Origin of the sequence: Steroidobacter flavus (assembly GCF_042651805.1) — a bacterium.
GTDB lineage: Bacteria > Pseudomonadota > Gammaproteobacteria > Steroidobacterales > Steroidobacteraceae > Steroidobacter > Steroidobacter flavus.
Genome location: NZ_JBHSDU010000003.1, coordinates 2,139,875 through 2,165,245, shown reverse-complemented (window position 1 = coordinate 2,165,245; position 25,371 = coordinate 2,139,875). Strand labels below are relative to the sequence as shown.

Annotated in this window: 23 protein-coding genes; 10 read left to right on the top strand and 13 right to left on the bottom strand. The window is 62.0% G+C overall.

Going from position 1 to position 25,371, the window contains the following annotated elements; translation table 11 throughout:
- Window positions 1-8 precede the first annotated feature (8 nt).
- The 4 genes from ACFPN2_RS14905 to ACFPN2_RS14890 all read left to right on the top strand — a co-directional run bounded on the left by ACFPN2_RS14905 (window position 9) and on the right by ACFPN2_RS14890 (window position 6,056).
- Window positions 9-1,286, top strand: coding sequence for a lipase family alpha/beta hydrolase (locus ACFPN2_RS14905; RefSeq protein WP_380597828.1), 1,278 nt, complete (start codon window positions 9-11; stop codon window positions 1,284-1,286).
- An 83-nt stretch (window positions 1,287-1,369) separates the two neighbouring features.
- Window positions 1,370-3,199, top strand: a complete 1,830-nt coding sequence (locus tag ACFPN2_RS14900; protein ID WP_380597826.1) for an FAD-dependent oxidoreductase — start codon at window positions 1,370-1,372, stop codon at window positions 3,197-3,199.
- Window positions 3,160-4,998 (top strand): 2-oxoacid:acceptor oxidoreductase subunit alpha, encoded by a 1,839-nt coding sequence (locus ACFPN2_RS14895; RefSeq protein ID WP_380597825.1) that lies wholly within the window; start codon window positions 3,160-3,162, stop codon window positions 4,996-4,998. The genes ACFPN2_RS14900 and ACFPN2_RS14895 overlap by 40 nt, the downstream gene beginning before the upstream one ends.
- A gap of 2 nt (window positions 4,999-5,000) precedes the next feature.
- Window positions 5,001-6,056, top strand: coding sequence for a 2-oxoacid:ferredoxin oxidoreductase subunit beta (locus ACFPN2_RS14890; protein WP_380597823.1), 1,056 nt, complete (start codon window positions 5,001-5,003; stop codon window positions 6,054-6,056).
- On the opposite strand, the gene ACFPN2_RS14885 is transcribed toward ACFPN2_RS14890, so the two are convergent.
- The 4 genes from ACFPN2_RS14885 to ACFPN2_RS14870 form a co-directional block, all read right to left on the bottom strand.
- Window positions 6,037-6,747, bottom strand: a complete 711-nt coding sequence (locus tag ACFPN2_RS14885) for an RES family NAD+ phosphorylase (protein WP_380597821.1) — start codon at window positions 6,745-6,747, stop codon at window positions 6,037-6,039. The two genes, ACFPN2_RS14890 and ACFPN2_RS14885, sit on opposite strands and share 20 nt — an antisense overlap.
- The gene (locus tag ACFPN2_RS14880; protein ID WP_380597820.1) at window positions 6,744-7,142 is read right to left on the bottom strand and encodes an MbcA/ParS/Xre antitoxin family protein; all 399 of its coding nucleotides are present in this window, start codon (window positions 7,140-7,142) and stop codon (window positions 6,744-6,746) included. The genes ACFPN2_RS14885 and ACFPN2_RS14880 overlap by 4 nt, the downstream gene beginning before the upstream one ends.
- 91 nt (window positions 7,143-7,233) lie before the next feature.
- Complete coding sequence (locus ACFPN2_RS14875) at window positions 7,234-7,521, bottom strand: DUF559 domain-containing protein (protein ID WP_380597818.1); 288 nt, start codon at window positions 7,519-7,521, stop codon at window positions 7,234-7,236.
- A gap of 89 nt (window positions 7,522-7,610) precedes the next feature.
- Complete coding sequence (locus tag ACFPN2_RS14870; protein WP_380597816.1) at window positions 7,611-7,802, bottom strand: hypothetical protein; 192 nt, start codon at window positions 7,800-7,802, stop codon at window positions 7,611-7,613.
- A gap of 223 nt (window positions 7,803-8,025) precedes the next feature.
- On the opposite strand from ACFPN2_RS14870, the gene ACFPN2_RS14865 reads away from it, so the two are divergent.
- Window positions 8,026-8,802 (top strand): SDR family NAD(P)-dependent oxidoreductase, encoded by a 777-nt coding sequence (locus tag ACFPN2_RS14865; RefSeq protein WP_380597814.1) that lies wholly within the window; start codon window positions 8,026-8,028, stop codon window positions 8,800-8,802.
- Here ACFPN2_RS14865 and ACFPN2_RS14860 read toward each other — a convergent pair.
- Window positions 8,799-10,418, bottom strand: a complete 1,620-nt coding sequence (locus ACFPN2_RS14860) for a caspase family protein (RefSeq protein ID WP_380597812.1) — start codon at window positions 10,416-10,418, stop codon at window positions 8,799-8,801. The two genes, ACFPN2_RS14865 and ACFPN2_RS14860, sit on opposite strands and share 4 nt — an antisense overlap.
- A gap of 1 nt (window position 10,419) precedes the next feature.
- Entirely contained in the window at window positions 10,420-12,801 is a 2,382-nt protein-coding gene (locus ACFPN2_RS14855) for an autotransporter domain-containing protein (RefSeq protein ID WP_380597810.1), read from the bottom strand.
- Between the two features lie 163 nt (window positions 12,802-12,964).
- On the opposite strand from ACFPN2_RS14855, the gene ACFPN2_RS14850 reads away from it, so the two are divergent.
- On the top strand, window positions 12,965-13,774 hold the full coding sequence (locus tag ACFPN2_RS14850) for an alpha/beta fold hydrolase (protein WP_380597808.1): 810 nt from the start codon (window positions 12,965-12,967) through the stop codon (window positions 13,772-13,774).
- Here the strand turns inward: ACFPN2_RS14850 and ACFPN2_RS14845 are convergent.
- Both ACFPN2_RS14845 and ACFPN2_RS14840 read right to left on the bottom strand, forming a co-directional pair.
- Window positions 13,752-14,795, bottom strand: coding sequence for a glycerophosphodiester phosphodiesterase (locus tag ACFPN2_RS14845; protein WP_380597806.1), 1,044 nt, complete (start codon window positions 14,793-14,795; stop codon window positions 13,752-13,754). The two genes, ACFPN2_RS14850 and ACFPN2_RS14845, sit on opposite strands and share 23 nt — an antisense overlap.
- 44 nt (window positions 14,796-14,839) lie before the next feature.
- Window positions 14,840-15,670, bottom strand: a complete 831-nt coding sequence (locus tag ACFPN2_RS14840) for an SDR family oxidoreductase (RefSeq protein WP_380597804.1) — start codon at window positions 15,668-15,670, stop codon at window positions 14,840-14,842.
- 161 nt (window positions 15,671-15,831) lie between these two features.
- Here ACFPN2_RS14840 and ACFPN2_RS14835 point away from each other — a divergent pair, with 161 nt between their 5' ends.
- Complete coding sequence (locus ACFPN2_RS14835; protein ID WP_380597802.1) at window positions 15,832-16,749, top strand: alpha/beta fold hydrolase; 918 nt, start codon at window positions 15,832-15,834, stop codon at window positions 16,747-16,749.
- Window positions 16,750-16,811: 62 nt separating this feature from the next.
- On the opposite strand, the gene ACFPN2_RS14830 is transcribed toward ACFPN2_RS14835, so the two are convergent.
- The 5 genes from ACFPN2_RS14830 to ACFPN2_RS14810 all read right to left on the bottom strand — a co-directional run bounded on the left by ACFPN2_RS14830 (window position 16,812) and on the right by ACFPN2_RS14810 (window position 21,432).
- The gene (locus tag ACFPN2_RS14830; RefSeq protein WP_380597800.1) at window positions 16,812-17,747 is read right to left on the bottom strand and encodes a putative Ig domain-containing protein; all 936 of its coding nucleotides are present in this window, start codon (window positions 17,745-17,747) and stop codon (window positions 16,812-16,814) included.
- A 402-nt stretch (window positions 17,748-18,149) separates the two neighbouring features.
- Entirely contained in the window at window positions 18,150-18,602 is a 453-nt protein-coding gene (locus ACFPN2_RS14825; RefSeq protein WP_380597798.1) for a hypothetical protein, read from the bottom strand.
- A 15-nt stretch (window positions 18,603-18,617) separates the two neighbouring features.
- Window positions 18,618-19,724, bottom strand: a complete 1,107-nt coding sequence (locus ACFPN2_RS14820) for a hypothetical protein (protein ID WP_380597796.1) — start codon at window positions 19,722-19,724, stop codon at window positions 18,618-18,620.
- Window positions 19,725-19,766: 42 nt separating this feature from the next.
- The gene (locus ACFPN2_RS14815) at window positions 19,767-20,573 is read right to left on the bottom strand and encodes a DUF3014 domain-containing protein (protein ID WP_380597794.1); all 807 of its coding nucleotides are present in this window, start codon (window positions 20,571-20,573) and stop codon (window positions 19,767-19,769) included.
- A gap of 49 nt (window positions 20,574-20,622) precedes the next feature.
- Window positions 20,623-21,432, bottom strand: a complete 810-nt coding sequence (locus ACFPN2_RS14810; RefSeq protein WP_380597792.1) for a class I SAM-dependent methyltransferase — start codon at window positions 21,430-21,432, stop codon at window positions 20,623-20,625.
- A gap of 117 nt (window positions 21,433-21,549) precedes the next feature.
- Here ACFPN2_RS14810 and ACFPN2_RS14805 point away from each other — a divergent pair, with 117 nt between their 5' ends.
- Genes ACFPN2_RS14805 through ACFPN2_RS14795 form a run of 3 tightly spaced genes read left to right on the top strand, consistent with a single transcriptional unit; the run spans window position 21,550 to window position 24,946 of the window.
- A complete protein-coding gene (locus tag ACFPN2_RS14805; protein WP_380597790.1) occupies window positions 21,550-23,031 on the top strand; it encodes an alpha/beta hydrolase in 1,482 nt (493 codons plus the stop codon).
- Complete coding sequence (locus ACFPN2_RS14800; RefSeq protein ID WP_380597789.1) at window positions 23,028-23,768, top strand: ABC transporter ATP-binding protein; 741 nt, start codon at window positions 23,028-23,030, stop codon at window positions 23,766-23,768. Before ACFPN2_RS14805 ends, ACFPN2_RS14800 begins: the two co-directional genes overlap by 4 nt.
- Window positions 23,768-24,946 carry an ABC transporter permease gene (locus tag ACFPN2_RS14795; RefSeq protein WP_380597787.1) on the top strand — a complete coding sequence of 393 codons (1,179 nt, stop codon included), beginning with the start codon at window positions 23,768-23,770 and terminating at the stop codon, window positions 24,944-24,946. The genes ACFPN2_RS14800 and ACFPN2_RS14795 overlap by 1 nt, the downstream gene beginning before the upstream one ends.
- The last annotated feature ends 425 nt before the right edge of the window (window positions 24,947-25,371 follow it).

Below are 25,371 nucleotides of genomic sequence, written 5' to 3'. Positions count from 1 at the left end.
AGCAACACATGTCCAACCCGCCCGCCCTGCCCAGCCCCGCCGACTTACACGAAGACCAGATCATCGCACTGCTGCGGTCCGGGGCACACGCGGCGTTGTTGAGTGCGTACTTTGGCGAAGTTGAATACCGGGAGCTGGCGCAACTGGCGAAGATCGCCGCCACGCGCAGCAACGATCGTGGCGAAGTGGTGTTCATCCTGCCCGGCATCATGGGCTCGCGGCTAGGCTCGATGCAGCGACGAACGACTTCTTTACTTTGGCTGCATCCGATGGCCATCGCGCAGGGCGGGCTGTCGCAGCTGGCGCTGCCCGCCGGCAAATCGTTGCGCGCGTTGGGAGTGATGCTGCCGGGCTATTTGAAGCTGCGACTGTCGCTGGAGATCGCCGGATTCGTGCCGGTGTTCCATCCGTTCGACTGGCGCTCGGATCTCGAGACGCTGGCTCGCGCACTGCTCAGAGCCATCGAGAAATCCGGCGCGCGTAAAGTGCACATCGTCGCGCACAGCATGGGCGGCGTGGTCGCGAGAATCGCGCTGGGTAACGATCGCAACGAGCGGATTCAACGGCTGGTGCAACTGGGCGCGCCCAATCAGGGGTCGTTCGCACCAGTGCAAGCCTTGCGCGCCGCCTATCCCACCGTTCGCAAGATTGCGGCACTCGATCATTTCAGTACGGCGGAGCAACTGGCCCGCACTGTGTTCCTCACCTTGCCCGGGCTCTATCAAATGTTGCCGTCGGCACTGACGCCCGATGAGCCGAATCTGTTCGACCCGGCGCAGTGGCCGCAGGACGATCTCGTGCCCGATGCCACGATGCTGAACCGTGCATACAAAGTACGTAGTCGGATGCCGGCGCCGGATGAACGCTGCGCAGTCATCGTCGGCACGAATCAGGAAACCGTTACGTCACTCAGGTTGCGAGACGGCGGCTTCGAATATTCTGTCCGCCGCGATGGCGATGGCACAGTGCCGCTGGCCCGCGCCCTTTGGGAAGGCGCCGATACCTGGTTCGTTCAGGAGAATCACGGCGCGCTCACCAATAACAATGAAGTGCTGGCCGCGGTCACGAATATCCTGAAGGAAGGAAAGACCCTGCGACTTTCCACCGCGATACCTGCGCCAGCGAGCGAAGTCGTCCGCACCGTCACCGATGCTGAACTGCGGGCCGCCGCCATACACAAAGTGCACTGGGATCGCCTGACACTCGACAGCCGGCGACGCATCCTGGAGCCCATCATTACTTCAGAGTTCGTTTCGGCGGTTCCGGTGGTGCCTCGCACTGCTTAGGTGTACCCTAGCTCATCGATCGAGTTATCACAGCGCCGGCAACGATTCGGCGCAGTGTCGTCGTGATAGGGGGCTGAGTAACGGTGCAACCAACCGATACTGCGAATCCTGACTATTATCATCGCGTCGTCGATTGCCAATGGGCGTGCCCCGCCCATACGGATGTTCCTGAATATATCCGCTTGATTGCGCAGGGACAGTTCACGGCCGCCTATCTGGTCAACCGTGAATCCAACGTATTTCCGGGCATTCTCGGTCGCGTCTGCGATCGGCCTTGCGAGCCCGCCTGCCGGCGCGGCCGCGTCGAACAGGAACCCGTCGCGATCTGTCGCTTGAAGCGCGTGGCCGCCGATCATCGCGACGACGTGCGTCCCTATCTGCCGAAGGCACCGGCCCAGAAGAATGGCAAGCGCGTCGTGTGCATCGGCGCCGGGCCGGCCTCGCTCGCCGTGGCCAACGATCTCATGCCGCTGGGTTACGAAGTCACGATCTTCGAGAAGTGGCATACACCCGGCGGACTCATGCGCACCAACATTCCTTCGTTCCGGTTACCGGAGCAGGTGCTCGCCGATGAGATCGGCTACATCATCGATTTGGGGGTGGATCTGCGGCTGGGCTCGCCGGTGACGAGCATGAAACAACTGCTCGCCACCGGCGAGTTCGACGCTGTGTTCGTCGGTAGCGGCGCGCCGAAGGGCAAGGATCTGAATTTGCCTGGACGCAAAGAGGCGGCCGCCGCGGCGCATATTCATATCGGCATCGACTGGCTGGAATCCGTGGCCTTCGGTCACGTCAAAGAAATCGGCCGGCGAGTGTTGATCATAGGTGTCGGCAACACCGCGATGGATTGTTGCCGCTCATCGCTGCGACTGGGCGCCGACGATGTGAAAGTGATGGCGCGCAAGCCGCGCGGCTTCTTCAAGGCATCCGAATGGGAATTGGAAGATGCCGAAGCCGAGAATGTCGAAATCGTGGTGAATCACGCGCCCAAGGCGTTCGTCACCGAGAACGGCCGGCTCACCGGCATGCGCTTCGATGTCATGGAATACGACCTGGACGCGAACGGCCGCATCACCGCCGAGCGCACGGTCGGGGAGAAACTCATTCCGTGCGACGACGTGATTCTGGCGATCGGCCAGGAGAACGCGTTTCCCTGGATCGAGAACGATCTGGGCATCGAGTTCGATCAATGGCACGTTCCCAAGGTGAACGCGGCCACGTTCCAGTCGACGCGGCCGGAGGTTTTCTTCGGCGGCGACGCGGCGTTCGGGCCGAAGAACATCATCTGGGCGGTGGAGCACGGCCATCAGGCGGCCATCTCCATTCATCAGTTTTGCCAGGATCGGGATGTGACGCAGCGGCCGCCGCCCCTGCTGAATCTATCCAGTCGTAAGATGGGCCTGCACGAATGGGCCTACAAGAACGACTACAACCCGCTCGAACGGCGCCTGATGCCGCACGTCGATCTGAAGGAGCGTTTCAAGAAGATCAATATCGAAGTGGAGCTGGGCTTCACCGCCGAGCAAGCCGCCGCCGAAGTCCAGCGCTGCCTCAATTGCGACGTGCAGACCGTGTTCGATGCGCGCCTTTGTATCGAATGCGATGCCTGTATCGACATCTGCCCCGTGGATTGCCTGACCATGACGACGAACGGAGAGGAAGCCGAGATCAGAACCCGGCTGAAAGCTCCGGCGTTGCGCGTCACGCAGCCCTTGTTTGTTTCCGCACCGTTGCAACATACGGCGCGGGTCATGGTCAAAGACGAAGATGTCTGCGTACATTGCGGACTGTGCGCCGAGCGCTGCCCGACAGCGGCGTGGGATATGCAGAAGTCGAAAATCCGCATTCCTTATGCGAGCGACGAGACCACTCCATGCAGCACGCAGCCAGCCAAGATTCGCCGGACCGGCTAAACGATTTCGTCATCAAGCTCGCGAACGTGAACGGCACCGGCTCCGCCAGCGCCAATACGTTGCTGATGAAATCCCTGTTCCGGATGGGCATTCCGGTGATGGGCAAGAATTATTTCCCCTCCAACATCCAGGGGCTGCCTACTTGGTATGAGATCCGCATTTCGCGCGACGGCTATGTCGCGCGCTCCGGTCGCATCGACGTCATGGTCGCGATGAATGCCGAGACGTATGCGAAGGACGTCAAGGACGTGAGCCCCGGCGGCTATCTGCTCTACGACTCGACGTGGCCGCGGCCCGCGCTGTTGAAGCGCGACGACATCACCATTTTCGGCGTGCCGCTGGCCCGCATCTGTAACGAAACCTTTCAGGGCGTGCGTTCGCGCATTCTGCTGAAGAACATTGTCTACGCCGGCGTGCTCGGCGCGCTGCTCGACATCGAGCTCGATGTCATGCGCTCGCTGCTCGGCGAGAGCTACGCGAACAAGAAGTCGCTGCTCGACTCCAACGTCAAAGCGCTGGAGCTGGGCTACAACTACGCGAAGGAACATTTCCCCTGCCCGCTGCCGCTGCGCGTGGCGCGCATGGACAAGACCGCGAATCACATCATGATCGACGGCAACACGGCGGCCGCACTCGGCTGCATGTACGCCGGCGCGACGGTGGGCGCTTGGTATCCCATCACGCCGTCGACGTCGCTGATGGATGGCTTCAAGAGTTTCTGCCAGAAGTGGCGCGTCGATCCCGAGACCGGCAAGCGGAATTTCGTGATCGTCCAATGTGAAGATGAGCTGGCGGCGATCGGCACCGTCATCGGCGCCTCATGGAATGGCGCACGCTCATTCACACCGACCAGCGGCCCGGGCATTTCATTGATGAACGAGTTCATCGGGCTGGCCTACTACGCCGAAGTGCCGGCCGTGATCTTCGATATTCAACGCGTCGGCCCGTCAACCGGCATGCCGACGCGCACTCAGCAGTGCGACTTGATGATCGCCGCCTACGCTTCGCACGGCGATACGCGTCACGTGCTGCTGTTCCCCAACAGTCCGGAAGAATGTTTCTACATGTCCGTGCATGCGTTCGATCTTGCCGAGCGCCTGCAGACGCCGGTGTTCGTCATGTCCGACCTGGACATCGGCATGAACGACTGGATGTGCCCGGACCTGAAATGGGACGACAGCTACGTGCCCGATCGCGGCAAGGTGCTCAGCAAGGAACAGCTCGACCAGATCGACAAGTTCTATCGTTACTTCGACAAGGATGGCGACGCCATCCCCTATCGTACGCTGCCCGGCACGCATCCCAAGGGCGCGTATTTCACGCGCGGCTCAGGCCACACGCAGTACGGCGGATACACCGAAGACTCGACGGAATATCAGATCGTGCTCGATCGACTGAAGCGCAAGTTCGATACGGCCAAGACGCTGGTGCCGAAAGCAGTTCTCGATGGTCGCGGCTCGACCAACCTTGGGCTGGTGTCTCTGGGGAGTTGCGACGGAGCCGTGCGCGAGGCTCTGGATCTGCTCCGCCGGCGCGGCGTGCACATCGATTACATGCGCGTGCGAGCATTTCCATTCGGCCAGGAAGTCGAAGATTTTCTCGCCGCTCATTCACAAATCTTCGTGGTCGAACAGAACCGCGATGCGCAGCTGCGCAGCCTGCTGACACTGGAAACCGCAGTGGACAAAGCCAAGCTGCACTCCATCCTGCACTACAGTGGCTTGCCGATGTCATCGAGCGTGATCGTCGACGGCGTGCTGGCCAGCGTGCCCGAACAGCGCCTGGCCGTGGGAGGTTGATCGTGAGCTTCATCGCTAAACCGAAGATCGCGCATCCCGGCCTGCCCAAGAACGAGCTCGGGCTGACGCGCCGTGATTACGAAGGTGGCATGTCGACGCTGTGCGCCGGTTGCGGCCACGACTCGATCACGGCCGCCATCATCGAATCCTGCTGGCAGATGTCGATGCGTCCGGAACAGTTGGTGAAGCTGTCGGGCATCGGCTGCTCGTCCAAGACGACGGCTTATTTCGTCGGAGGCGGTCACGGCTTCAACTCCGTGCACGGCCGCATGCCGTCGATCGCGACCGGCGCGATCGCTGCGAACAAGGATCTTTATTACATCGGCGTTTCCGGCGACGGCGACACGCTGTCCATCGGCTTCGGCCAGTTCGCGCACGCCATGCGGCGTAACCTCAACATGCTCTACATCGTCGAGAACAATGGCGTGTACGGGCTGACCAAGGGACAGTTCTCCGCATCCGCCGACATCGGCTCGAAGGCCAAGAAGGGCGAAGAGAATTTGCAGCCGCCTATCGATCCAGTACTGGCCGCGCTCACACTTGGCGGCACCTTCGTGGCGCGCAGCTTTTCCGGCGACAAGGAACAATTGGTGCCGCTGATCATCGCCGGCTTGAAACATCGCGGCTTCGCGCTGATCGACGTGCTGTCGCCGTGCGTGACCTTCAACGATCACGAAGGTTCGACCAAGAGCTACGAGTTTGTACGCGATCACTATGACGAAGTCGTGCACGCGGATTTCGTTCCGCCGGCCCGTGAGATCACCGCGCAGTACGCGCAAGGCGATGTGATGCCCGTCACCATGCACGACGGCAGCCGGATCCTGCTACGCAAGCTGGATCCTTCTTACGACCCGACGCATCGCGGCCAGGCGTTCAATTATCTGCGCGACAAACTGGCGCAAAATGAATACGTCACCGGCCTGATCTATATCGACGAGAAAAGCCCGGACTTTCACGAAGTGAGCGGCACGACTGCCACGCCGGTGAATCAGCTGCCCTATACCAAGCTGACGCCGGGCTCGAAGGGACTGGAAAAAATCATGGCTCGCTATCGCTAGGCGGGCTGAAGTCGAACAGCACTTCAGACTTTTCATAGACCTTGCCGATGCGCTCGCCATCCCACACGTAGGCGAGCGCCGCGCCCGCGACCGGAATGCTCACTGCCTGCGGCTTGAAAGCCGCAACGCATTCACCGCCCTCGTGGCGCACGCTTCTGAACACCAGTCCCCAGTGCCCCTCATCGCGCAACGGTTTCGCAAATGCCTGCGAGGGACTGTAATCGTCAGGGTGGTGCAAATGTTCGAAGCGCGGACTGCGAACATCCAGGAACGGCTGCACCGGCCGGTTCACATAAGCGCGCATGTCGACCTCGCACGGACTCTCGTTGGTGGAGGCCATGAATATTTCGCGATGATAGACAGTCTCGCGCACGGCCGTTTCCAACGTGTGCCCGGCGTAGTAGACGCCGTAACTGCCGTCGCTGAATCGACTGGGAAATCCAGTGTGCGTGAACGGAGCCATCACAATCGTCGCGCCCGGCCCGCGCACTCGATCCTCATCGGGCATGACCGGCGCCTCGCCGCTCTCGTCACGCAGCCGATCGTTGGTGAGACCTTCGATGAAATAACCCAGCTCCCTCTGTTGCGGCGGCAGAATGTTCTCGAACACGTTCACCGGCGGATGCCGGGACGCGACGATGCGATACATCTTCTGCCAACGGAGCGTGACCGCGCGCGGCTCGGCGGTCATCCGCGTTGCGCGTCCAGATAACGGCGCACATCCGCCAGGTCCAGGACGCGACCGGCGAGCATTCGTTCCAGCGCCGATTTGCCGCCGAAGCCATGGGCCGAGTTGGGCTTCTTCACCCAGGCATCCGCCGTTTCCTGGGTCGGCAACAAAATATGCAGCGCCTTATAGATGCCCATCACGTAGCTGATGCGTTCCATGGTATCCGCGGACAGGCGCGCGGCGCGGTCGCTCTTCCATTTGAAGAAGGTCGAGCGGGGCGGTGAGCCCAACAGAACCCGCTCCTCTTCCGCGCCCAGGCGCCAGGCGGCGGTAATGTTGAAAAAGGCCGTCAGAGCGGCGGAACCTAACGCATCCGGATCGAAACCGGCGCGCTCGAGACTATGAGGTTGCATCATGGGCCAGTCCTCCAATGGAGTAATGGCAAAATTACTCCAATTTTGGACTAAACACCAGTGCGATGCTGAAAGCGCTCGATCATTCATGGAATCAGCCCCTTAAAGCTGCGCGCAGCCGGCCGAGGACCCGCCGCGGATGACGAACCAACTCGCGGGGATCGACGGCCAGCACGTCGTAACCCATTTCGGTGAGGAATTTCAGGCGCGTGTCCGAAGGCTGGAGCTCGACGACCAGCGCTTGTTCGGCAAACAGGTACTCGACCACGAACGGGCCGATTTCACAGTGGCGGGTCAGAGGGTATTCGCGCAGCTCGCGGGCGGCGAGCAGTTCCGCCAGGGCGTGCGCTTCGCTTCGATCCTTGAAGTCTTTGGTCAGCATGGAGCGCAGCGTACCTGCCGCGCCCGTGGCGATCTAACTCGATTGATTGTGGGTTTGCCGAGAAATGGCCTCAGCCAAAGCGCCGAAAATCAGCGTTGCTTGCCCAGCCACAGCCGACAAACGGTCGCATTACGTTCAATCGTCGCACCGACGCGTCGATGTTGCAGCCCTCGCTGCATACAGCGCGGATCCTGGGCCCACTGCAACGCGTAGACCATGGGATCCATGCTGGCGTTCACCATCTCACGTAAATGCTTACCCCATTGCTGAGTGGATTTCATATGAACCTCGCGTCTCTCCGATCTCAGAACGTTCCGCTCGCGTAGGCAGTTCCGCAGGCTTAGTCGGAGACATCGGCACGCGACTGCTGCCGTTTAGCGACAGGGCGCACAGAACCGGAAAATTTGGCCCACCCTTTCCGACCTGCAGAGCACTCACGAAACTTGTCTCAGCCATGCAGCCGCTTCGTTATCATCCATTCCCTCATCGCTGGGGAAACGCGTCATGACATCCACTCTGTTCGATCTCACCGGCAAAGTTGCGGTGATCACCGGTTCGAGTCGCGGCATCGGTCGCGCCATCGCGGAGCGCATGGCGGAACACGGCGCGAAAGTCGTCGTGACCAGCCGCAAGCTCGATGCGTGCGAGGAAGTGGTCAAGTCGATCCAGGCCAAGGGCGGCGAAGCCATCGCACTCGCCTGCAATATCAGCCGCAAGGAAGACCTACAGAAACTGGTCGACGACACCGTCAAACATTGGCGCGGCATCGACGTGCTGGTCTGTAACGCCGCGGTCAATCCCTACTACGGCCCTTCCATCGGCATGCCAGATGATGCGTATGAGAAAGTGATGAACAGCAACGTTCGCAGCAACTTCTGGTTGTGCAACATGGTGCTGCCGCAGATGGCGGAACGGGGCGGCGGCTCCATCGTCATCATTTCATCCATCGCCGGTTTGATCGGCTCGCCCACGCTCGGCGTGTATGGTTTGTCGAAAGCGGCGGACATGGCGCTCGCGCGCAATCTCTGCGCCGAGTGGGGCCCGAAGAACATTCGCGCCAACTGCATCGCGCCTGGCCTGGTCCGCACCGACTTCGCGCGGACCCTATGGGAAGACCCGAAGGTCTACGAGCACACCGTGAAAGCTTATCCGCTGCGTCGTATCGGCGAGCCGGATGAAATCGCCGGCGCCGCCGTATTCCTCGCCGGCCCCAGCGGCTCGTTCATGACCGGTCAGACCATCGTGATCGACGGCGGCGGCGTGGTCGGCCGCGGCGGTTAGCTCCTGGCCCGCGGCACGAAGAAGAAATCGCCGACTTCGTGCCCGGCGCCCTTGATCGACTTGAACTCGGGCACCTGCACGAATTTGTTCCTATGCGCGGCAATCTCGACGCGCTTACGAATACGGCTGAACAGCTCCGGGCTGGAAAGAATGCTCTGATTACTCTCCAGCTCGTCAAGAAACGCGCGAGCGAACACCGAGTTGCCGCCGCTGCCTTCATCGAGCACCGGCTTATCGCCACCCGATGACAACAGCAGCCGCGCCCGTTTCGGCAGTTTGAATTTGATGTAATCCTTCGAGTAAGTGACTTTGTCGTTAAGGAATAGATAGCTCGGGTCGGTCGACAGCAAGCCCGCGTAGCACGAGTCCGCCACCACCAGCACGCGCTTCGCCGGCAAGCGGCCGAGATGACCGGTGATCTGCTCGTTCGGCACCCAGTAAGTATCTTTCGGCGGCGCGTCCGCATTCACCGGCAACCAATAGCCCGCCTCGCTCTTGCCACTCTGCAGGCGTGCGCCGTGACCGGCGTAATAAATGAGCAGGTTGTCCTCGGGCTTGAGCACCGCGTTGAGGTCGTTGATCGCCTTCAACATGGTGACGTCGTTGGCATCTTCCAGAATCGAGACGGTGAAGCCGTAGCGATCGGCAAGAATGCGCGCAGCACGTGAAACGTCAGCTCTGGGAGTCGCCAGACTCTCGATGCTCTGGTAGTTCTGATTGCCGATGACGATGGCGTAGTAGCGGCCGAAGTTCATGCCTTCGAGCGTGCGCTCGTCAGCGGTCGGCGGCAGCTGCGCCAGTTCGGTCGTGCCTTGCGGAGTGCGCGTCTTCGGAATGCCGGCCAGACGTTCGGTGCTCTTGCGACGCTCCGACTCGAGCTGCGCAATCCAACGCTTCAACGCTTCGATTTCCTTGCTGCCGTTATCGGCGGTCTGCTCGACGGCCGGCTTCTTCGCCAGCTGTTCCTGCAAGTCCTTCAGCTGTTTCTGCAGCAGGCCGAGCTGCGCGTCTTTCTCCGCGATGGCGGCATCGAGCTCCTTGCGAAGCTCGTCCTGCTCGCGTTGCGCGGCCGACGTGAAAATGATGTTGTCCGCCGGCACACCCCAGGCCTGGCGATACAGATTCAGCGCCTTGAGCGGATCCTGCGGCACGCCCAGCCCCTGCTCATACATCGTGCCCAGATTGAACAGCGCGCGTCCGTAGTTCTTGTCCGCTGCCTTTTGATACCACTTCGCGGCCGCCTCGTAGTCGGGCGCGACACCCATGCCGCGCTCGTAAATCTCGCCGACGTTTGTTTGTGCTTCCACATCGCCCGACTCGGCGGCTTGCATCCAGATACGCAGCGCGGATTGCAGGTCAGCGCGATCGTAGGCGACGTATTCGCCGCCACGAATCGAACACTCCGACGCGGTAGTCCGAATCGGTCGTCGTTGCGACAGGAAGCTGCTGTTGCCGAGCTGGCGCACCTGGCCCGGCAACAGGCAATCGACGATCTCCAGATCGGAACGCTTCACCATGCCTTGAGTGGGCGACGCTGCCGAAGCAACGACGAACAAGCTCGGCGCAAGCCACGCCGCGATTCGACCCAGAGTCTTCGGCAGGTGAGGCGTTTTCATATCAGAAGCTTTTCTGGAAGCGCAGGCCCATGCTCACATCCTGGAAGCTGATGAACTCGAAGCTCTCCAGGCGCTGATACTCGATGTATCCCGAAATGCCATGGATGAACTGCGCCGACAGGCCGGTGGCCAGACGCCAGTACGACTCGTCGGGATTGTCGGTCTCCACCAGAATCGGCGGCGCGCTCGTCGCATTCGGATCCGCCGCGAAACGTACGCCGAACACATCGACGTCGTCTTTGAACTCGCGCACGTAGTCGACGCGCAGGTGGGGCAACAGCACACCCCAGCTCAGGTTCCACGCGTACGTGACACGGAAGCCCAGGTTGCCCGTGAACGATTGGAATGTCTGCTCGTCGTAAATCAGGTTCAACCCGGCGGCGCCGCTCTCGGTGAAGCTGTCGATGGTGGCGTCGATGTAGAAGAAGCCGATGGTCGGCGACAGCGTCAGTCCTCCGACCAGGAAGTCATAGCCGCCCGAAAGACCGGCGCTATAGGTCATGCCGCTCGTGTCGCCGCGCGCATCGACGTTTACCAATCCCGTGCCGTCCACATAAGTGATATTGCGATCGGCGCCGTAGTCGGCGTTGGCGATGTTGACGATGGCGTCGAAGTACAGATTCCGGGCCACATACACGGAGCCGTACAAAGAGGCCGCCCACGTATCGGTATCGAGGCCGCCCTCTTTGCGCGGATTGAAGTCGATGCTCGATTGTCCGTAGGCCAGCGACACGCCGCCGACCAGCTTGTCGTTGAATCGATAATCCAGACCGCCGACCAACGCCCACTGATCGGCATCGAAGGCCGGGCTGCTGCTATTACGATCCTTCTCGCCGAAGCTGTAATTGCCACGCGCCCACATGCCCCACTTATCGCTGAGCAAGCCGCCCGGCTCATCGTCGGCACTGGCGCCGCCGCCCAACATGCTCGTCACCATGTCGTGCAACTGGGCGAGCGGCACCGGCTTGCCATCGACGATGATATTCAGACCCGCCAGGCTCAGGCCCTTCGCGCCACCGCGCAGCGCCATCAAACGGTCCATCACGCTGGCGTATTGAGTGTTCGCGAACAACAGCGTCTGCGTGCGCGCGACGGCGAAATCGTCGGCGACCAGCTCGTCGAGCGCATCGCGCTGATTCTCTGTCGTGTTGTTGATCTGCAGGCCGTTGCAACGGATCAACAGATCCTGCTGATCCGATGTGAGCTCGGACAGATCGCGCAGCTGGCCGCAGATACGATCCAACGCCAGCGCGACGCGGCGTTGGTTCGGCGACAGATTCGGGATATCGGAGAGCGTCGTGATCACCGGGCCGTCCGCGACAGTAATAGTCACAGTGTCCGTGCTTTGCAGGCCGGCGTTGTCGATCACCAGCAGCTGAATCAGATTCTCACCGTCCGGCAAGCGAACCTGCAGCGTCGGAGCGCTGGTGGTGCCGAGCAACTCTTCTGTTTCGCCGTCAGTGATGCGCGACCAGCGATAGGTCGCGATCGTACCGTCCGTGTCGGTCGACAGGCTGGCGTCGAGCGTCACGTTCTCACCTACCTCGTGGTCGGTATCGGCGATGCTGCGATCCGCGCCCGCGTTTGCAGTCGGCCCGGTGGCGTTGCCGACGGTGATAGTGACGCTTGAGAGAGTGGGCTCGCCGCCGGTGAACTCGTTGGTGGCGTCGCGGACCATCAACGTGACGGTCGAAACGCCGTCTGGCAGAGCAATCGTCGGGTTCGGCGAGGTGGAAAGTTGAGTTTCACCATCGCTGCCGTACCAGGCATAGGTGAGCGTCTCGCCTTCCGGATCGGTGGCGGTCGCGCTGAACGTCACGTTCTCGCCGGGCGCGCCGTCGGTATCGTTCACGGTGCGGCTACCGCCGTTGATGCTGACGGTCGGTGCTTGGTTCGGATCCGCGCAGGCGTCCACTTGCGCCTGGTTGTTTGGATTGACGATGCCCGCGCCAGGCGCGTTGACGATCGTGAGTGCGCCGCTACCCGTTTGACCCAGCTCGTTGTCGGCCGTGATCGTCACGGACAACACGTCGCCAGCGATGGGCGTGTAGTTACCGGCGTTGCTGACCTGGACGCAGACGCCGCCCGCGTCGTTGAGATCGAAGACATCGATGGTCAGGTTGCTGGCCGTGATGACCCCGCCGCGGTTGAGCATGATGCCCTGGCCAAAGTCGATGAGATCGGTCTCGGGCGAGCCGCTGAGCACACCCGCCGCGCGCAAGTTGACGATCACGCTCTGGCTGGGCCCGGGAATGGGAATATTGACCTGGCTGGTGAAAGTCGGCGGAATGGCTTGTGCCAACGGCGCCATCGCGAGCAACGCGACGCCGCCCATCCATGCTGCCAACGTCCGTCCGGCTGCTCCGAGCGCCGCTACCTTCATTGCAAGCTCTCCCTTGGGTTATTCGTATGAGCTGCTGCGTAGTTATCCGCCACTATCCCGCGACCGCAACGGGTCTTTAGTGCAGGCATCCGGCCGTTACGGCCGGGCGAACTGTGCCGCCCGGGGTTGACTTCCGTTGTGACGCAGGTCGCAATCGCGTGTCATGAAGCTCAGGGTTGCCCTTAATGCCGTGCTGGTCGCGACGCTGTTTCTCGGCGGCTGCACCTCGCCCGGGCAGCGGCTGGATCAGCGAGCTCGCGAGGCCGGCCTCGAAGTCGTTCATATTGAGGCGGGCTCGTTTCCCAGCGTCGTTTATCTCAAACGCAGCGCCGGCGCCGATCATGCCACCGAACGGCTGACCCTATTTCTGGAAAGCGACGGTATTCCCTGGCTCGGCCGCACCCCCAGCAACGATCCCACCACGCGTGAGCCGGTGGCGCTGGAAATGTTGATGCGCTCGCCGGCGCCGGCCGCGTACGTCACACGTCCGTGCTACAACGGCCTTCGCTCAGACAAATGTCACTTCGAGCTTTGGACCGGAGCGCGTTATTCCACCGAAGTGGTCGAAAGCATGGTGGCAACCGTTCGCGAGGTGCAACGACGCGTAGGCGCGAAAAACATTGCGCTGGTGGGTTACAGCGGCGGTGGCGCGCTGGCGGTGTTGATTGCGGAACGACTCGAGGACGTCGCGTCCGTCGTTACCATCGGCGCCAACCTCGATACCGATGCGTGGACCGACCATCACAAGTATCTACGGCTGTCGCAATCGTTGAATCCGGCACTGAGCGACAAGCCGCATCCCTGGCCTGAACTCCATTTGCGTGGCGCGAACGATCTCGTCGTACCGCCATCCACCACCGAACGTTACTTCGCTCGCTATCCCCGCGCGCAACAGCGAACCCTCGAAGGGTTCGATCACGTGTGTTGTTGGGTGCGCGATTGGCCGTCGATCAGCGTGACGCCCGCGCCTTGAGCGCGGTATCGGAGAAATCGGAAAACACGCCGTCGATGCCCAGGTCGTAGAAGCGCCGGTATTCCTGCAGCGGATCGTTGTTGTACTCGGGCGCCAGGGTCGCCGGCTCATTACGAAAAGTATAGGTATGCACGCGCAGGCCGGCTTGATGGGCCTGCTCGATCACGGTGGTCGTCAGCAGCTTCGGCTGTCCCACATCGCGCAGGATCTGCCGCTTCCACGGGCCGATCGCGTTCGCGTACTTCGCCACGTCGGCGAGACTGTTCGGCCGCTCGCCACCGCGGGGATCGCCGTAGTCAGGGATGGCGACTCGCACGACGCGCGTGCCGCTTTGGTCGTAGATGAGCGCGCCGTCGTCCATGAGCTGCACCAATGGCAACGGCGTTTTGTCCCGCAAGTACTGCAGGTTCGCACTTTCGAACGATTGGATGAAAATCGGCGTGCCGGCCTTGTTTAAGCCTCGGCGGTTCAACGCATCCAGCAATCGATCTTCCAGCGGCAACTGCAACTGCAGATGAAACGCGGGATGTTTGGTTTCCGGATAGATGCCGATGCGCCGCCCCCGCTTCGTCGACTCCTGCTCGACCAGGTCCAGAATCTCTTCGAAGGTCGGCACGGTGAACTTGCCGTCGAACTCTTTGGAGCGCGCCGGGTTCGGTTGCACGGCGCGCAGCTGACGGATTTCTGCGAGCGTGAAGTCGCTGGCATAGAAGCCGGTGATTGGTTTGCCGTCGAGCGTCTTGGTGCTCTTGCGTGACGCAAACTCCGGCCGCGACTTCACATCGGTGGTGTCGTCCAGCAGGGGCTCGTGGCGCGCGATCAGATGGCCGTCGCGCGTCGCGACCAGATCGGGCTCGACATAGTCGGCACCGAACTCGATAGCCAACAGATAAGATGCAAGCGTGTGCTCGGGCCGATAGCCCGACGCGCCCCGATGCGCAATCACCAGCGGCGGCGAGCCGTCCAGCGTCGCCCATTTGCCGCTCGTTGCAGAGGATTGCGCTTGCACCGGTCCGCTCATCGTCGACACCATCGCGAGGAAAAAAAACGCCAGCCGTTGCACGGTCAGTCAACGAAGAAGTCAGGCTGGAATTGCTTGGTGCCGGGCGTGACCGCGTACTGATCCAGATCCGCGGTCCCCGCGCTGGCCAACACTTCATCGTCGATGAAGAAGTTGCCGGTGCAGCTACGAGGATCGCGCGTCAAGATGACATGCGCTGCATCCGCCATGATCTCCGGCTTGCGACCTTTCTTTGGATCGGCCAACGCGATGACATTCAACGCAGCCGTCGCGATGACGGTGCGCGGCCACAGCGCGTTGACGCCGATGCCGTCGGCGCGAAACTCTTCCGCCATGCCGAGCACACACATGCTCATGCCGTACTTCGCCATCGTGTACGCGACGTGCGGCCCAAACCAGCGCGGCTTCATGCTCAACGGCGGCGACAAATTGAGAATGTGAGGATTGCGGCCCGCCTTCGCCGATTCCTTGAGATAGGGAATGCAGGCTTGCGAGCACACGAACGTGCCACGAACGTTGACGCCGAACATCAGATCGAAACGCTTCATCGGCGTGTCGAGCGTGCTGGTGAGCGAGATCGCGCTGGCGTTGTTGACCAGGATGTCGACGCTGCCGAAATGCTCGGCGGTTTTCTTCACCGCCTCGGCGACGGCGTTCTCGTCGCGAATATCGACCTGCATGGGCAGCGCTTTGCCACCGGCCGCTTCGATCGCTTCGGCCGCGGTGTGAATGGTGCCCGGCAAGCGGGGATTGGGCTGATCGCTCTTGGCCGCGATGGCGATATTGGCGCCGTCTTTCGCCGCCCGCACCGCAATCGCCAGTCCGATACCGCGTGAGGCGCCCGAGATGAACAGTGTCTTGCCGCGAAGAGACATACGAAGCTCCGACCGGTTGGAGGACGCGTCCATCATAGGCCCGATCCGCACAGCGAGCATAGGAGTGACTGTCACAGCGGCGGACTGGGTCCTACTGTCGGGCAGTAACGAATCAGACACCGTTATATAGTCGGCGCGGGCACGGAAGCGAAGGAGCTCGCATGCGTAGCTGGGCTTGGGCAGTTGTTCTGTTAGTCCTGCAAGGGGGAATCGCGATGGCCGACACGACGGATGTGTGGGATCAGGTCGAGCACAAGTACGCCGATGCCAACGGCGTGAAGATCCACTATGCGGCACTGGGACAGGGACCGCTGGTCGTGATGGTCCACGGCTTTCCGGACTTCTGGTACACGTGGCGCAAACAAATGCGGGCGCTCGCCGATGCGGGCTATCGCGCGGCCGCTGTCGATCTGCGCGGCTACAACCTTTCGGACAAGCCCAAGGGCGTGGAGAACTACGCCATGCCGTTATTGGTGGGCGATATTGCTGCGGTGGTCAAAGCAGAACAGGTCGAGCGCGCAGCGATCGTCGGTCATGACTGGGGCGGCTCGGTGGCGTGGAACGTGGCGATGCGCCGGCCCGATATCACGCGGCTGCTGATCATATGCAATCTGCCGCACCCCGCCGGCATCGCGCGCGAGATCGCCACCAATCCTCAGCAGAAGAAAAACAGCGAGTACGCCTTCAACTTCCAGAAGCCGGACGCGCACAAGGTCATTTCGCTGGAGCGCCTGACGCAATGGGTCACCGATCCAGCCGTGCGGCCTCGTTATCTGCAAGCGTTCCAGCAATCGGACGTCGAAGGGATGCTCAACTACTACAAGGCGAACTATCCGAAGCCCGATGCACCGCCCCCGCCGGAGAACTTCACGTTCCCCAAGGTCAAAGTGCCGGTGCTGATGATCCACGGCCTGGAGGATCAGGCGCTGCTGCCGGGCGCGCTCAATGGCACGTGGCAATGGGTGGAGAAGGACTTGACCATCGTCACCGTCCCTGGCGCGAATCACTTCGTGCAGCAGGACGCGCCGGAGCTGGTCAGCAACACGATGGTGGACTGGCTGTCACGCCGCCGGCAGTAGCCGGTGCGCGCTGCTCTCCCGCCCCGTGTCGGCCACGGGAGAGCAGCTTGCAAACTCACGAACTAGCGGACGACCTTCGAACCGGTGTTCGAGTTCGCGCTTTCGCCGCCCGTCGAAGTGTACGCACGAACCGCGAAGTACCACGTGCCCGCCGCCAGATCCGGCACCACGTAGCGCGTCACGCCCGCGTTGGCCACCTGGATGGTGCGCGACAGGTTGCTCGCACTCGTGCCGTAGTAGATGCGATAGCCGGCGAGATTGCTCAGCGTCGAACCGTTGGTGTTGGCGGTCGGCGGAGTCCAGCTCAGCGTGGCCGAGCCCGTGCTGCTGCCAGCCGCATTGACGGCGATGTTGAAGGACGGAAGCGCGGTGCGATTGGCGCCGTCGCTCGCCGCGATCACGATGCCGGAGGTCGTGCCAACCTGTGCGGCCGTCGGCGTGCCCGTGAGCGCACCGGTCGAGGTGTTGAACGTCGCCCACGCGGGACGATTCGTGATCGACCAGGTCAGCGTGCGGCCCTCAGGATCCGAGCCCGTCGGACGGAACGAGTACGCGGTACCCGCGGTCACCGAAGTCGGCGGCGTGCCGCTCACGACCGGCGGACGATTGGTCGTGCCGCCAGTACCGGGCCGGTACGTCGTGATCGAGAACGCCGGCAGGGTCGCGGTGCCCGTCGCGCTTCTCACAGTGATACGAATGTTCGACCAGGTACCCGGCGTCGCCGGCGTCGCGCCTTCGATCTTTCCGGAGTACACCGAGAACGACGCCCACGAGGGCTTGTTGACGATCGAATAGCGCAGCGTGCGCTGCTCGACAGCAGGGTCGCGCGCGGTCGGCGCCCAGCTATACCAGGAGTTCACACCGAACGTCGTTTTCGGCGTGCCGGATATCGTCGGTGTGGCCTGAGCGATGCCGCTCAGCAGAGAGAGCGCGCAGACGAGCGCGAAAAAGAGGGCGGACACGCCGAAGCCGGGCGTGCACTTGGTTGAAGTGCGCATGGACAATCCTCGCGGGTATGACACGGGAGCCGTACCGCTTACGCGCGCGGTACGGCGCTCACCCAGAGTTGCGATCTATCGTTCTGCCTGACTCGTCCTGGTCGGCCATCGCATGCATTGAGGCTTGTCGATGTGACGAAGTGTCGTTCGTGGGCGGGGCGCAGTTAACGAGAAGAAGTTCGTTTGCGCAAAATGTCGTAACGTTCAGACAGTGTCTGCGAATGCATTCACTCGTCTCGCGTTAGAAACATTGCGGCTGGACGTGAAAAAAATGCTGGCCGTCGGTTGTTTGTTATCGCTTTAAAACCAGCGTCGCAGCGCTTGCAATCGTCCGATGTCGGCAAAGACGGTTGGGTGATTTCGCTTACGTGAAACACCGACGGTGCAACGTTCCGCTCGAACTCATCGCGGCATATCGGGGCAGACGAACGGCACATCGGCGATGACATACGACTGCACTTTGTCCTGCCCCGCGATCTGCAGGTTCAATTCGTGATCGCTCGGCATCGAGATCGTCCCTTCGATGGGGATGGTGTCCTCGATCCAGCGGATGCGATCGCCCTCCGCGCCCCACTTGGAGATGCGGTAGGTCTCGAAGCACGAGTCCATCAACAGCGAGCGGTCCGGCAGGAAGATCATCATCGTGCCGCGCGGATGCCCCAGCGTCGTCGACATCCAGATCTTGCCGATGAAGCGCGGATCGGCAGGCTGGCCAAGCTCCTCCGAGCCCGATGCCTGCGCGGACGATTGCGGCGGTGGCGGAGGTGGTGCGGCGGGCTCGGGTTTACTGCAGGCGGCGACGCCGAGCAGTGCGGTCATCGATGCGATCGTCGAAGCGATTTGTTGCTTTTGCATGGAAGTCTTACCCGATCACGGCTGAGCGACGGTCACGCCCGAGCTCTCCAGGAAATACACCCCGTTGTTCTCCGACTTGCTTTGAGCGCGCATCAGGCGGAGTTGGGCTTCCTGCATTTTCATTTGCGCTTCCTGCTGTTTTTCGATGGCGGCGCGCTGCTCGAACGACAGGTACGGCGAGATCGCATCCAGCATGCGCTGATTGCGCTTCTTCGCGATCTCGAGGTGACGCTCCATGTTATCCGAGCCGCCGGGATTGACGCCCGGGCGCGTCGCCAGCGCTTGCGGCCCACCGATCAGATTGACGAAAGAGTTGTTCTCCTGCATGTCGGCCTGACTCGCCTGCGCCATGGCCTTGAGCATGGGCTTGCTCATTTCCTCGTTGATCGGCAAGCCATTCGCCGAGAGCGTGTTGCGCATGTTCTCCAGCTCATAGCGCACGCCCATGGTCGACTGATATTCCTTCCACGCCTGCGCTTTGGCGCCGAGATGCGCGGTGATCTCCGCCTCGTTCCGGCGCTGGTTCTCCTGCGCCGCCTGTTGGATCTTGCGACTGCGTTCCTGCATGGCGGCCTGGTCGTTGGGATCGACGCCCTCCATCTCCCACAGCCCCTGCATCTGGTCGTTGGCACGCAGCTGCTGCTCGGCCAGCAAGTCGAAGAACGCGTCTGCTTGCTGCGAGTCCAGGTCGAGCTCCTGAACCACGCCCGGGTACTGACGCGCGAAATTGGCTCGTGTCTGCACGCGCATCGCCGCGCGATATTCGGGATCCTGCATCAACTGGCGCTGGCGCTCGCGCTGCTCACGAAACATGCGCATGCGCTCGTCGCGATTCGGCATGCCCGACGGCCCTGCTTGATTGGGGCTCGTGAGAACACCGACCAGCTTCTGCGGTTCTTTGGGCGGTGTGCCGATCGCTTCGGTCGGCTGCGGGCCGATGTCTTCGGCCGGTGGCTTTGCTTCGCGCGGCGGCGGCTGTTGCTGCTGTTCTTTCAGTGTGGCCACCTGCGCTTGCAGATCGGCAATCGTCGCCTCGCCCGCCTTGAGCTGCTTCACCAAATGCAAGCTCAACAGCCCGAAGGCCGCGGCGGAAGCCACAGAGATGAACACGACTTTGCTCATGACGACACTCCTGTCTTCACTGACGCCTGCCGCGCCCCAGTGTCATCGACTCGTCGCGGCGTCCTGTTTGGCGATGGCACCGCGCAACTCGCGCAGCTTGCCCTTCACGATGGCGGCGTTGGCGCTGCCCATGCGGATCAACAATTTCTGTCCCGACGACAGCCCTTCGAGCTCGGCATCGGCGAACTCGAAATTGACGCTCGGCCGTTTCAACTTGATCGGGCCGGGCACGTCCGGGGTCGCCAGCAGATGATCGATCACCTCGACCAGCCGGTCGTTGAAATAGCCGTCCGGATAGCCGAGCGACACATACGCTTCCTGGAACAGCGGGTAATACTGTTTATAGAGCGTCGCGACCTGCGAGGTATCCATGTTCTGCACGATCTTGATGACCGGCTCGTAACGCGCGTAGTTGCTCGCGTCGAGCGTCATCTCCTCGCCATCCCCTTTAGCAAGCACTTCGCCGCCGATCGGCTTCACCGGCCACATCTGCACCGCTGTTTTCTTGCGAGGCAGATTGTCGATGGTCACGACCGTGTGTCGAACGATGTTCTTCGGCACCAGAAACGGCTCGAGCGCGCGTCCAAACACACCGCTCAACGACTCTTGCAGCGACGGATCGCTATCGGCCAACGGCGGCAGCGGCTTCGGCGGCGGCGTCTCAGCCACCGGATTGCGGATCGGTGGCTCCGCCGCCGGCGTCGTGGCCTCGGGCACCGCGACAGCAGGCGCTTGCTTGGCCTGCTCCGCCTGCCGATGCGAACGCCCGTAATACAACGCCGCGCCGATCGCCACCGCGACCACGACAGGGATGGCCCAGTACAACCATTTCTTTTGTTCGTCTTCCACGGGTGGCTCCTCGGCGCGTCAATTCCGCTCAGTCAATTCGCGGCGGACCTCACTGCGGCTTCTGAAACTTCACCAGAAAGTTATCCGCCTCGCCGATCGCTTCGTACTTGGCTTTGTCCTGATCGCCCAACGCCAGGGTGGGCGGCAAGGTCCATACGCCCTTCGGATAATCCTTGGTGTCCTTCGGATTGTTCAGCAGGTCGGAGCGGCCCACCAGCTTGAAGCCGGCCTTCTCCGCCAGGCCGATGGTGTAGTCCTCACGCACATAACCGCTGGCCGCCTTCGGGTCCTGCGGCTTGTCAGCCGGCGCGCGGTGCTCCTCGACCACCAGAATGCCGCCCGGCTTGAGTGTCTTGTAGAACGAAGCGAACGCCTGTTCCGCCGTGCCCTGGCCCATCCAGTTGTGCACGTTGCGGAAGGTCACGACCACATCGGCGGAGCCGGCCGGCGCGGGCTCGAATTTGCCGCCGCCGAAGTCACCGATCTTCACGTTGCCGTAGCGCGCTTTGTCGCTGTCGAGCTTTTTCTGCCATGTATCCGCGGCGGCCGCGGCCCGCTCACTGGCGGCGCGTGGCGTGATGGCCGTGTAATAAGTGCCTTTATCGTGCAGATAAGGACCGAGGATTTCCGTCCAATAGCCGCCGCCCGGCGCGATTTCCACCACGGTCTGGGTCGGCTTCACGCCGACGAACTCGAGCACTTGCTCCGGCTTCCGGTATTTATCGCGCGCCACGAAATTCGGCGAGCGGGACTCGGAGGCCACCGCCTTGGCCAATGCCTCGTCCTTGGCGAAGGCGCCCGTCAGCGGCAGCGCGCAGGCGACCGCGGCGACAGTGGCGAGTAACGACGATGAACGCATGCGTAACTCCAGGGGCTCGTTGAGATAGTTGTTGGGCGTGCGAATGTAACAGACCGTTACGGGCCCACACAGGTTCCTCTACCATTGCAGCCCGTGACCTTTCGCACCGGGAAATCGATGTCGGCCCTTCATAAGAGCTTGCGCGCCCTGGCCGCAGTGAGCTGGCTGCCCTTGACCTTTTGCAGCGCATTCCAGGCGCATGCCGCCAGGTTGTCGCTCAAGGATTGTCGGCTGCAGAGCGAGATCGCCGGCGGCGGCGTGGCGGCTCAGTGCGCCTGGCTGTCGGTGCCGGAAAATCGCGAACAACCCTCGGGCAAGCAGGTCCAACTGCATGTCGCGGTCATTCGCTCGCTGCGCACCGAGCCCGCCGGCGATCCGCTGTTCGTGCTGAGCGGCGGCCCGGGTCAAGCGGCCAGCGACTTCTATATCTCCATCGCGCCGGCGCTGGCGCGGGTCCGGCGCGATCGTGACATCGTGATCGTCGATCAACGCGGCACCGGGCGATCGAATCGTCTCGACTGCACGTTCCCGGACGAGAGCGACATTACGTTCAGCGATCCACAGCAGTTGCGCGAGCTGACGCGCGCGTGTCTCGAAAAGCTGCCCGGCGATCCGCGCTACTACACCACCAGCGTCGCTGTGCGCGATCTCGACGATGTCCGCGCGGCGCTGGGCTATCAACGACTGGACTTATATGGCGTGTCTTATGGGACGCGAGTCGCACAGCACTACATGCGACGTTATCCGGAACGAGTGCGTGTCGCGATTCTCGATGGTGTCGTGCCACCGGAGCTGCCGTTGGGGCCGGATGTGGCCCTCGACGCGCAAGCCGCCATCGATCGCGCCTTCGCCCGTTGCGATTCGAACGCGGACTGCAAGCGCGCTTTCCCAAATATCTCAGGCACCTTCGCGACCCTGCGTGCCCGAGTGCTCGAGAAGCCGCTGCCCCTTTCGATTCCGGATCCCCTGAGCGCGGAGCTGACAACGACACAGTTGGGAGCTGCCGAGCTCAGTGCCGCCGTTCGGTTGCTGAGCTATTCCGATGAAACCGTCTCGACGTTGCCGCTGCTCATTCACGAGGCCGAGATCGGACAGCCGCAAGCGCTGGCCGCGCAGTATCTGATGATCAAACGCAGCCTCGATACTCAGATCGCCAACGGCATGCACTTCGCGGTCGTGTGCAGTGAGGACGCCCCGCGCTGGCACGAGCGCCCCGTCGCAGACTCCGACCTGGCCAAGACCTATATCGGCGAAACCTTCATGCAGGCGATGCGAAGCATTTGTGAACAATGGCCGCGCGGCCCGGTCGATCAGGACTTCGGCAAGCCTCTGCAGAGCTCGATACCAACGCTGGTGCTTTCCGGCGGCAACGATCCCGTGACGCCCTCGCGTTATGGCGAACAAATCGTCGCGGGCTTGAAGAACTCCAAGCACCTCGTGCTCGACGGCCAAGGTCACGGTCAGATCGCCGTCGGCTGCATGCCGCGCGTGGTCGCCGAGTTCATTACCGCCGGCACCGTGAAATCGCTCGACGACGAGTGCCTGAAAACCGTCGCCCCCGCTCCGTTCCTGCTGTCACGCTCGGCGCCCGCCCCATGATTCAAGTCGACGGTTTGAGAAAGCGCTTCGGCGCGGTGCAAGCGTTGCAGGATGTTTCGTTCTCGGCCGGCGACGGCAAGATCACCGGCCTGCTCGGTCACAACGGCGCCGGCAAGTCCACGACCCTGCGCATCTTGAGCACCGTCATTCGTGCCAATGAAGGCCGCGCGTTGATCGACGGCCACGATTGCGCTACCGATCCTCTCGGAGTGCGCCGCTCACTCGGCGTGTTACCGCATGCGAGCGGGCTGTACGCGCATCTCAGCGGTCGCGAAAACATTCGCTACTACGGCGAGCTGCACGGCCTGCGTGGCCCCGAGTTGAACCGCTCCATCGATCAGCTGATCGAACGCCTCGCGCTCGGCGGCGTAGCCGAACGACGGGCCAAAGGTTACTCACAAGGCGAACGCCTCAAGGTCAGCCTGGCGCGTGCCCTGATCCATCGGCCCCAGACCATCATTCTCGATGAGCCGACCAACGGACTCGACGTGAATGCCGTGCGCATGTTGCGCGAGTTGATTCGCGAGCTGCGCGAGTCGGGTCGATGTGTGCTGTTCTCCAGTCACGTGATGCAGGAAGTCGCGGCCTTGTGCGACGACATCGTGATCATCTCGCACGGCCGCGTGGTCGTGCGGGGCACGCCGGCAGAAATTCTCCAGGCCACCGGCGCTCCCGATCTGGAAGAAGCGTTCGTGCGCGCTGCCGATCAAGACGATCAGCCCGGCGAGGTGGCGTGATGAGCGCCATCTGGACCGTCTTCCGCAAGGAAGTGCTGGAAAACCTGCGCGACCGTCGCGTGATCGTGTCGGCATTCTTTTTCGGCGTGCTGCTGGCGCCGGTGATTTTCGGCCTGACGACGACGATGGTGTCGAAACGCGCCGTCGCAAATCAGGACAAGCCGTTGAACCTGCCCATCGCCGGCGCCGATCGAGCGCCGAATCTCGTGCAGTTTCTGCGTGAGAATGGCGTGCAGGTCGCAGCTGTAGACCTTTCAAGCGATCAAGCAATGGAAGCAGTCCGCTCGGGCGCGCAAGACTTGGTGCTGCTTGTCGGCGATGACTATGGCAAAGCGTTGAAAGCTGGTGAGTCGGCGCCGCTGTCGTTGGTGGTCGATACGTCCAACAGCAACACTTCACCGAGCGCGGATCGCGCACGACAGTTGCTCAGTGCGTATGGCCATCAGCTGGCGGTGCTTCGATTGATGGTTCGAGGCATCAACCCGACGGTGATCGAGCCGGTCGGCGTGCATACGCTGGACGTGGCCACACCGGCCGGACGGTCGCTGTTGATCCTCGGCATGATGACTTACTTCTGCTTCATGTCGATGCTGGTCGGCGGCTTCTATCTCGCCATCGACACCACCGCCGGCGAACGCGAGCGCGGCTCGCTGGAGCCGTTGCTCACATTGCCGGTGAGTCGTTCTCAGCTGATCGTCGGCAAGATGCTGGCGACGTCGGCCTTCATGTCGGTCTCGCTGCTGCTGACACTCGCGACGTTCGGCGTCGTGCTCACCTACATTCCACTGGAAGCGCTCGGCATGTCCGCCAACTTCGGGCCGCGCGTGATCCTGACGATCTTCGCGATCATGATGACCTTCGTGCCCATGGGCGCGGGCCTCATGACCGTCGTCGCCTCGTTCACGCGGAGCAATCGCGAGGCGCAGTCGTGGTTGTCAGTGGTGATGATGCTGCCGATCGCGCCAATCATGTTCGCCGTCGTAACCGGCACGAAGCCCAGCGCCGGCTTGATGGCCGTGCCGAGCTTGAGTCAGCACTTGATCGCAACAAGCCTGATGCGTGGAGATTCGATCCCGGCGCTGCATGTTTTGATTTGCGCGGGCACGACGCTGGCGTTGGGAGCGCTACTGGTTGGGGTTGCGATCAAGTTGTATCAGCGGGAGGCGATTCTCGGATAAGGCAAGCGATCACGCGCCTTCAGGGCTGCCGAGAGGATTTGAGCTTCACCAGCTCCAATATGGGGCGTGGCGCAAGCACTTTTATCCCGGCGCCCTCCGGGCGCCAAATCTGCACCCTTCTGTACCTTCTCCTGACTTCATCGGGAGTCGCGCCGTCGCACCCCAACTCGTCGTTCACGTGAACCGCGGAAACAACGACGACGAACTCATTGGGCCTGCGTCCGATCTGGCATTCGGCTGTGATCACTTGCTTGCCAGAGTACGTCGTGAGGCACCGATCGGATACTTCAATGGTCAGATCTCTGCAGCTCTCCGGAACGGACTGCGCAAAGCCTTCGGAAAGTATCCACGCTCCTTTCAGATCAGCGAATTCCATGGTTCAGCAAGCCTTGTATGTCATTCGAGGCGCGCAACTCCCAGGAGCC

Excerpts from the sequence above, each read along its gene's own strand:
- ACFPN2_RS14905 (WP_380597828.1), top strand. The coding sequence starts at position 9 with ATGTCCAACCCGCCCGCCCTGCCCAGCCCCGCCGACTTACACGAAGAC.
- ACFPN2_RS14895 (WP_380597825.1), top strand. The coding sequence starts at position 3,160 with ATGCAGCACGCAGCCAGCCAAGATTCGCCGGACCGGCTAAACGATTTC.
- ACFPN2_RS14885 (WP_380597821.1), bottom strand. The coding sequence starts at position 6,747 with ATGACCGCCGAGCCGCGCGCGGTCACGCTCCGTTGGCAGAAGATGTAT.
- ACFPN2_RS14880 (WP_380597820.1), bottom strand. The coding sequence starts at position 7,142 with ATGATGCAACCTCATAGTCTCGAGCGCGCCGGTTTCGATCCGGATGCG.
- ACFPN2_RS14875 (WP_380597818.1), bottom strand. The coding sequence starts at position 7,521 with ATGCTGACCAAAGACTTCAAGGATCGAAGCGAAGCGCACGCCCTGGCG.
- ACFPN2_RS14870 (WP_380597816.1), bottom strand. The coding sequence starts at position 7,802 with ATGAAATCCACTCAGCAATGGGGTAAGCATTTACGTGAGATGGTGAAC.
- ACFPN2_RS14865 (WP_380597814.1), top strand. The coding sequence starts at position 8,026 with ATGACATCCACTCTGTTCGATCTCACCGGCAAAGTTGCGGTGATCACC.
- ACFPN2_RS14860 (WP_380597812.1), bottom strand. The coding sequence starts at position 10,418 with ATGAAAACGCCTCACCTGCCGAAGACTCTGGGTCGAATCGCGGCGTGG.
- ACFPN2_RS14855 (WP_380597810.1), bottom strand. The coding sequence starts at position 12,801 with ATGAAGGTAGCGGCGCTCGGAGCAGCCGGACGGACGTTGGCAGCATGG.
- ACFPN2_RS14850 (WP_380597808.1), top strand. The coding sequence starts at position 12,965 with ATGAAGCTCAGGGTTGCCCTTAATGCCGTGCTGGTCGCGACGCTGTTT.
- ACFPN2_RS14845 (WP_380597806.1), bottom strand. The coding sequence starts at position 14,795 with ATGAGCGGACCGGTGCAAGCGCAATCCTCTGCAACGAGCGGCAAATGG.
- ACFPN2_RS14840 (WP_380597804.1), bottom strand. The coding sequence starts at position 15,670 with ATGTCTCTTCGCGGCAAGACACTGTTCATCTCGGGCGCCTCACGCGGT.
- ACFPN2_RS14835 (WP_380597802.1), top strand. The coding sequence starts at position 15,832 with ATGCGTAGCTGGGCTTGGGCAGTTGTTCTGTTAGTCCTGCAAGGGGGA.
- ACFPN2_RS14830 (WP_380597800.1), bottom strand. The coding sequence starts at position 17,747 with ATGCGCACTTCAACCAAGTGCACGCCCGGCTTCGGCGTGTCCGCCCTC.
- ACFPN2_RS14825 (WP_380597798.1), bottom strand. The coding sequence starts at position 18,602 with ATGCAAAAGCAACAAATCGCTTCGACGATCGCATCGATGACCGCACTG.
- ACFPN2_RS14820 (WP_380597796.1), bottom strand. The coding sequence starts at position 19,724 with ATGAGCAAAGTCGTGTTCATCTCTGTGGCTTCCGCCGCGGCCTTCGGG.
- ACFPN2_RS14810 (WP_380597792.1), bottom strand. The coding sequence starts at position 21,432 with ATGCGTTCATCGTCGTTACTCGCCACTGTCGCCGCGGTCGCCTGCGCG.
- ACFPN2_RS14805 (WP_380597790.1), top strand. The coding sequence starts at position 21,550 with ATGTCGGCCCTTCATAAGAGCTTGCGCGCCCTGGCCGCAGTGAGCTGG.
- ACFPN2_RS14800 (WP_380597789.1), top strand. The coding sequence starts at position 23,028 with ATGATTCAAGTCGACGGTTTGAGAAAGCGCTTCGGCGCGGTGCAAGCG.
- ACFPN2_RS14795 (WP_380597787.1), top strand. The coding sequence starts at position 23,768 with ATGAGCGCCATCTGGACCGTCTTCCGCAAGGAAGTGCTGGAAAACCTG.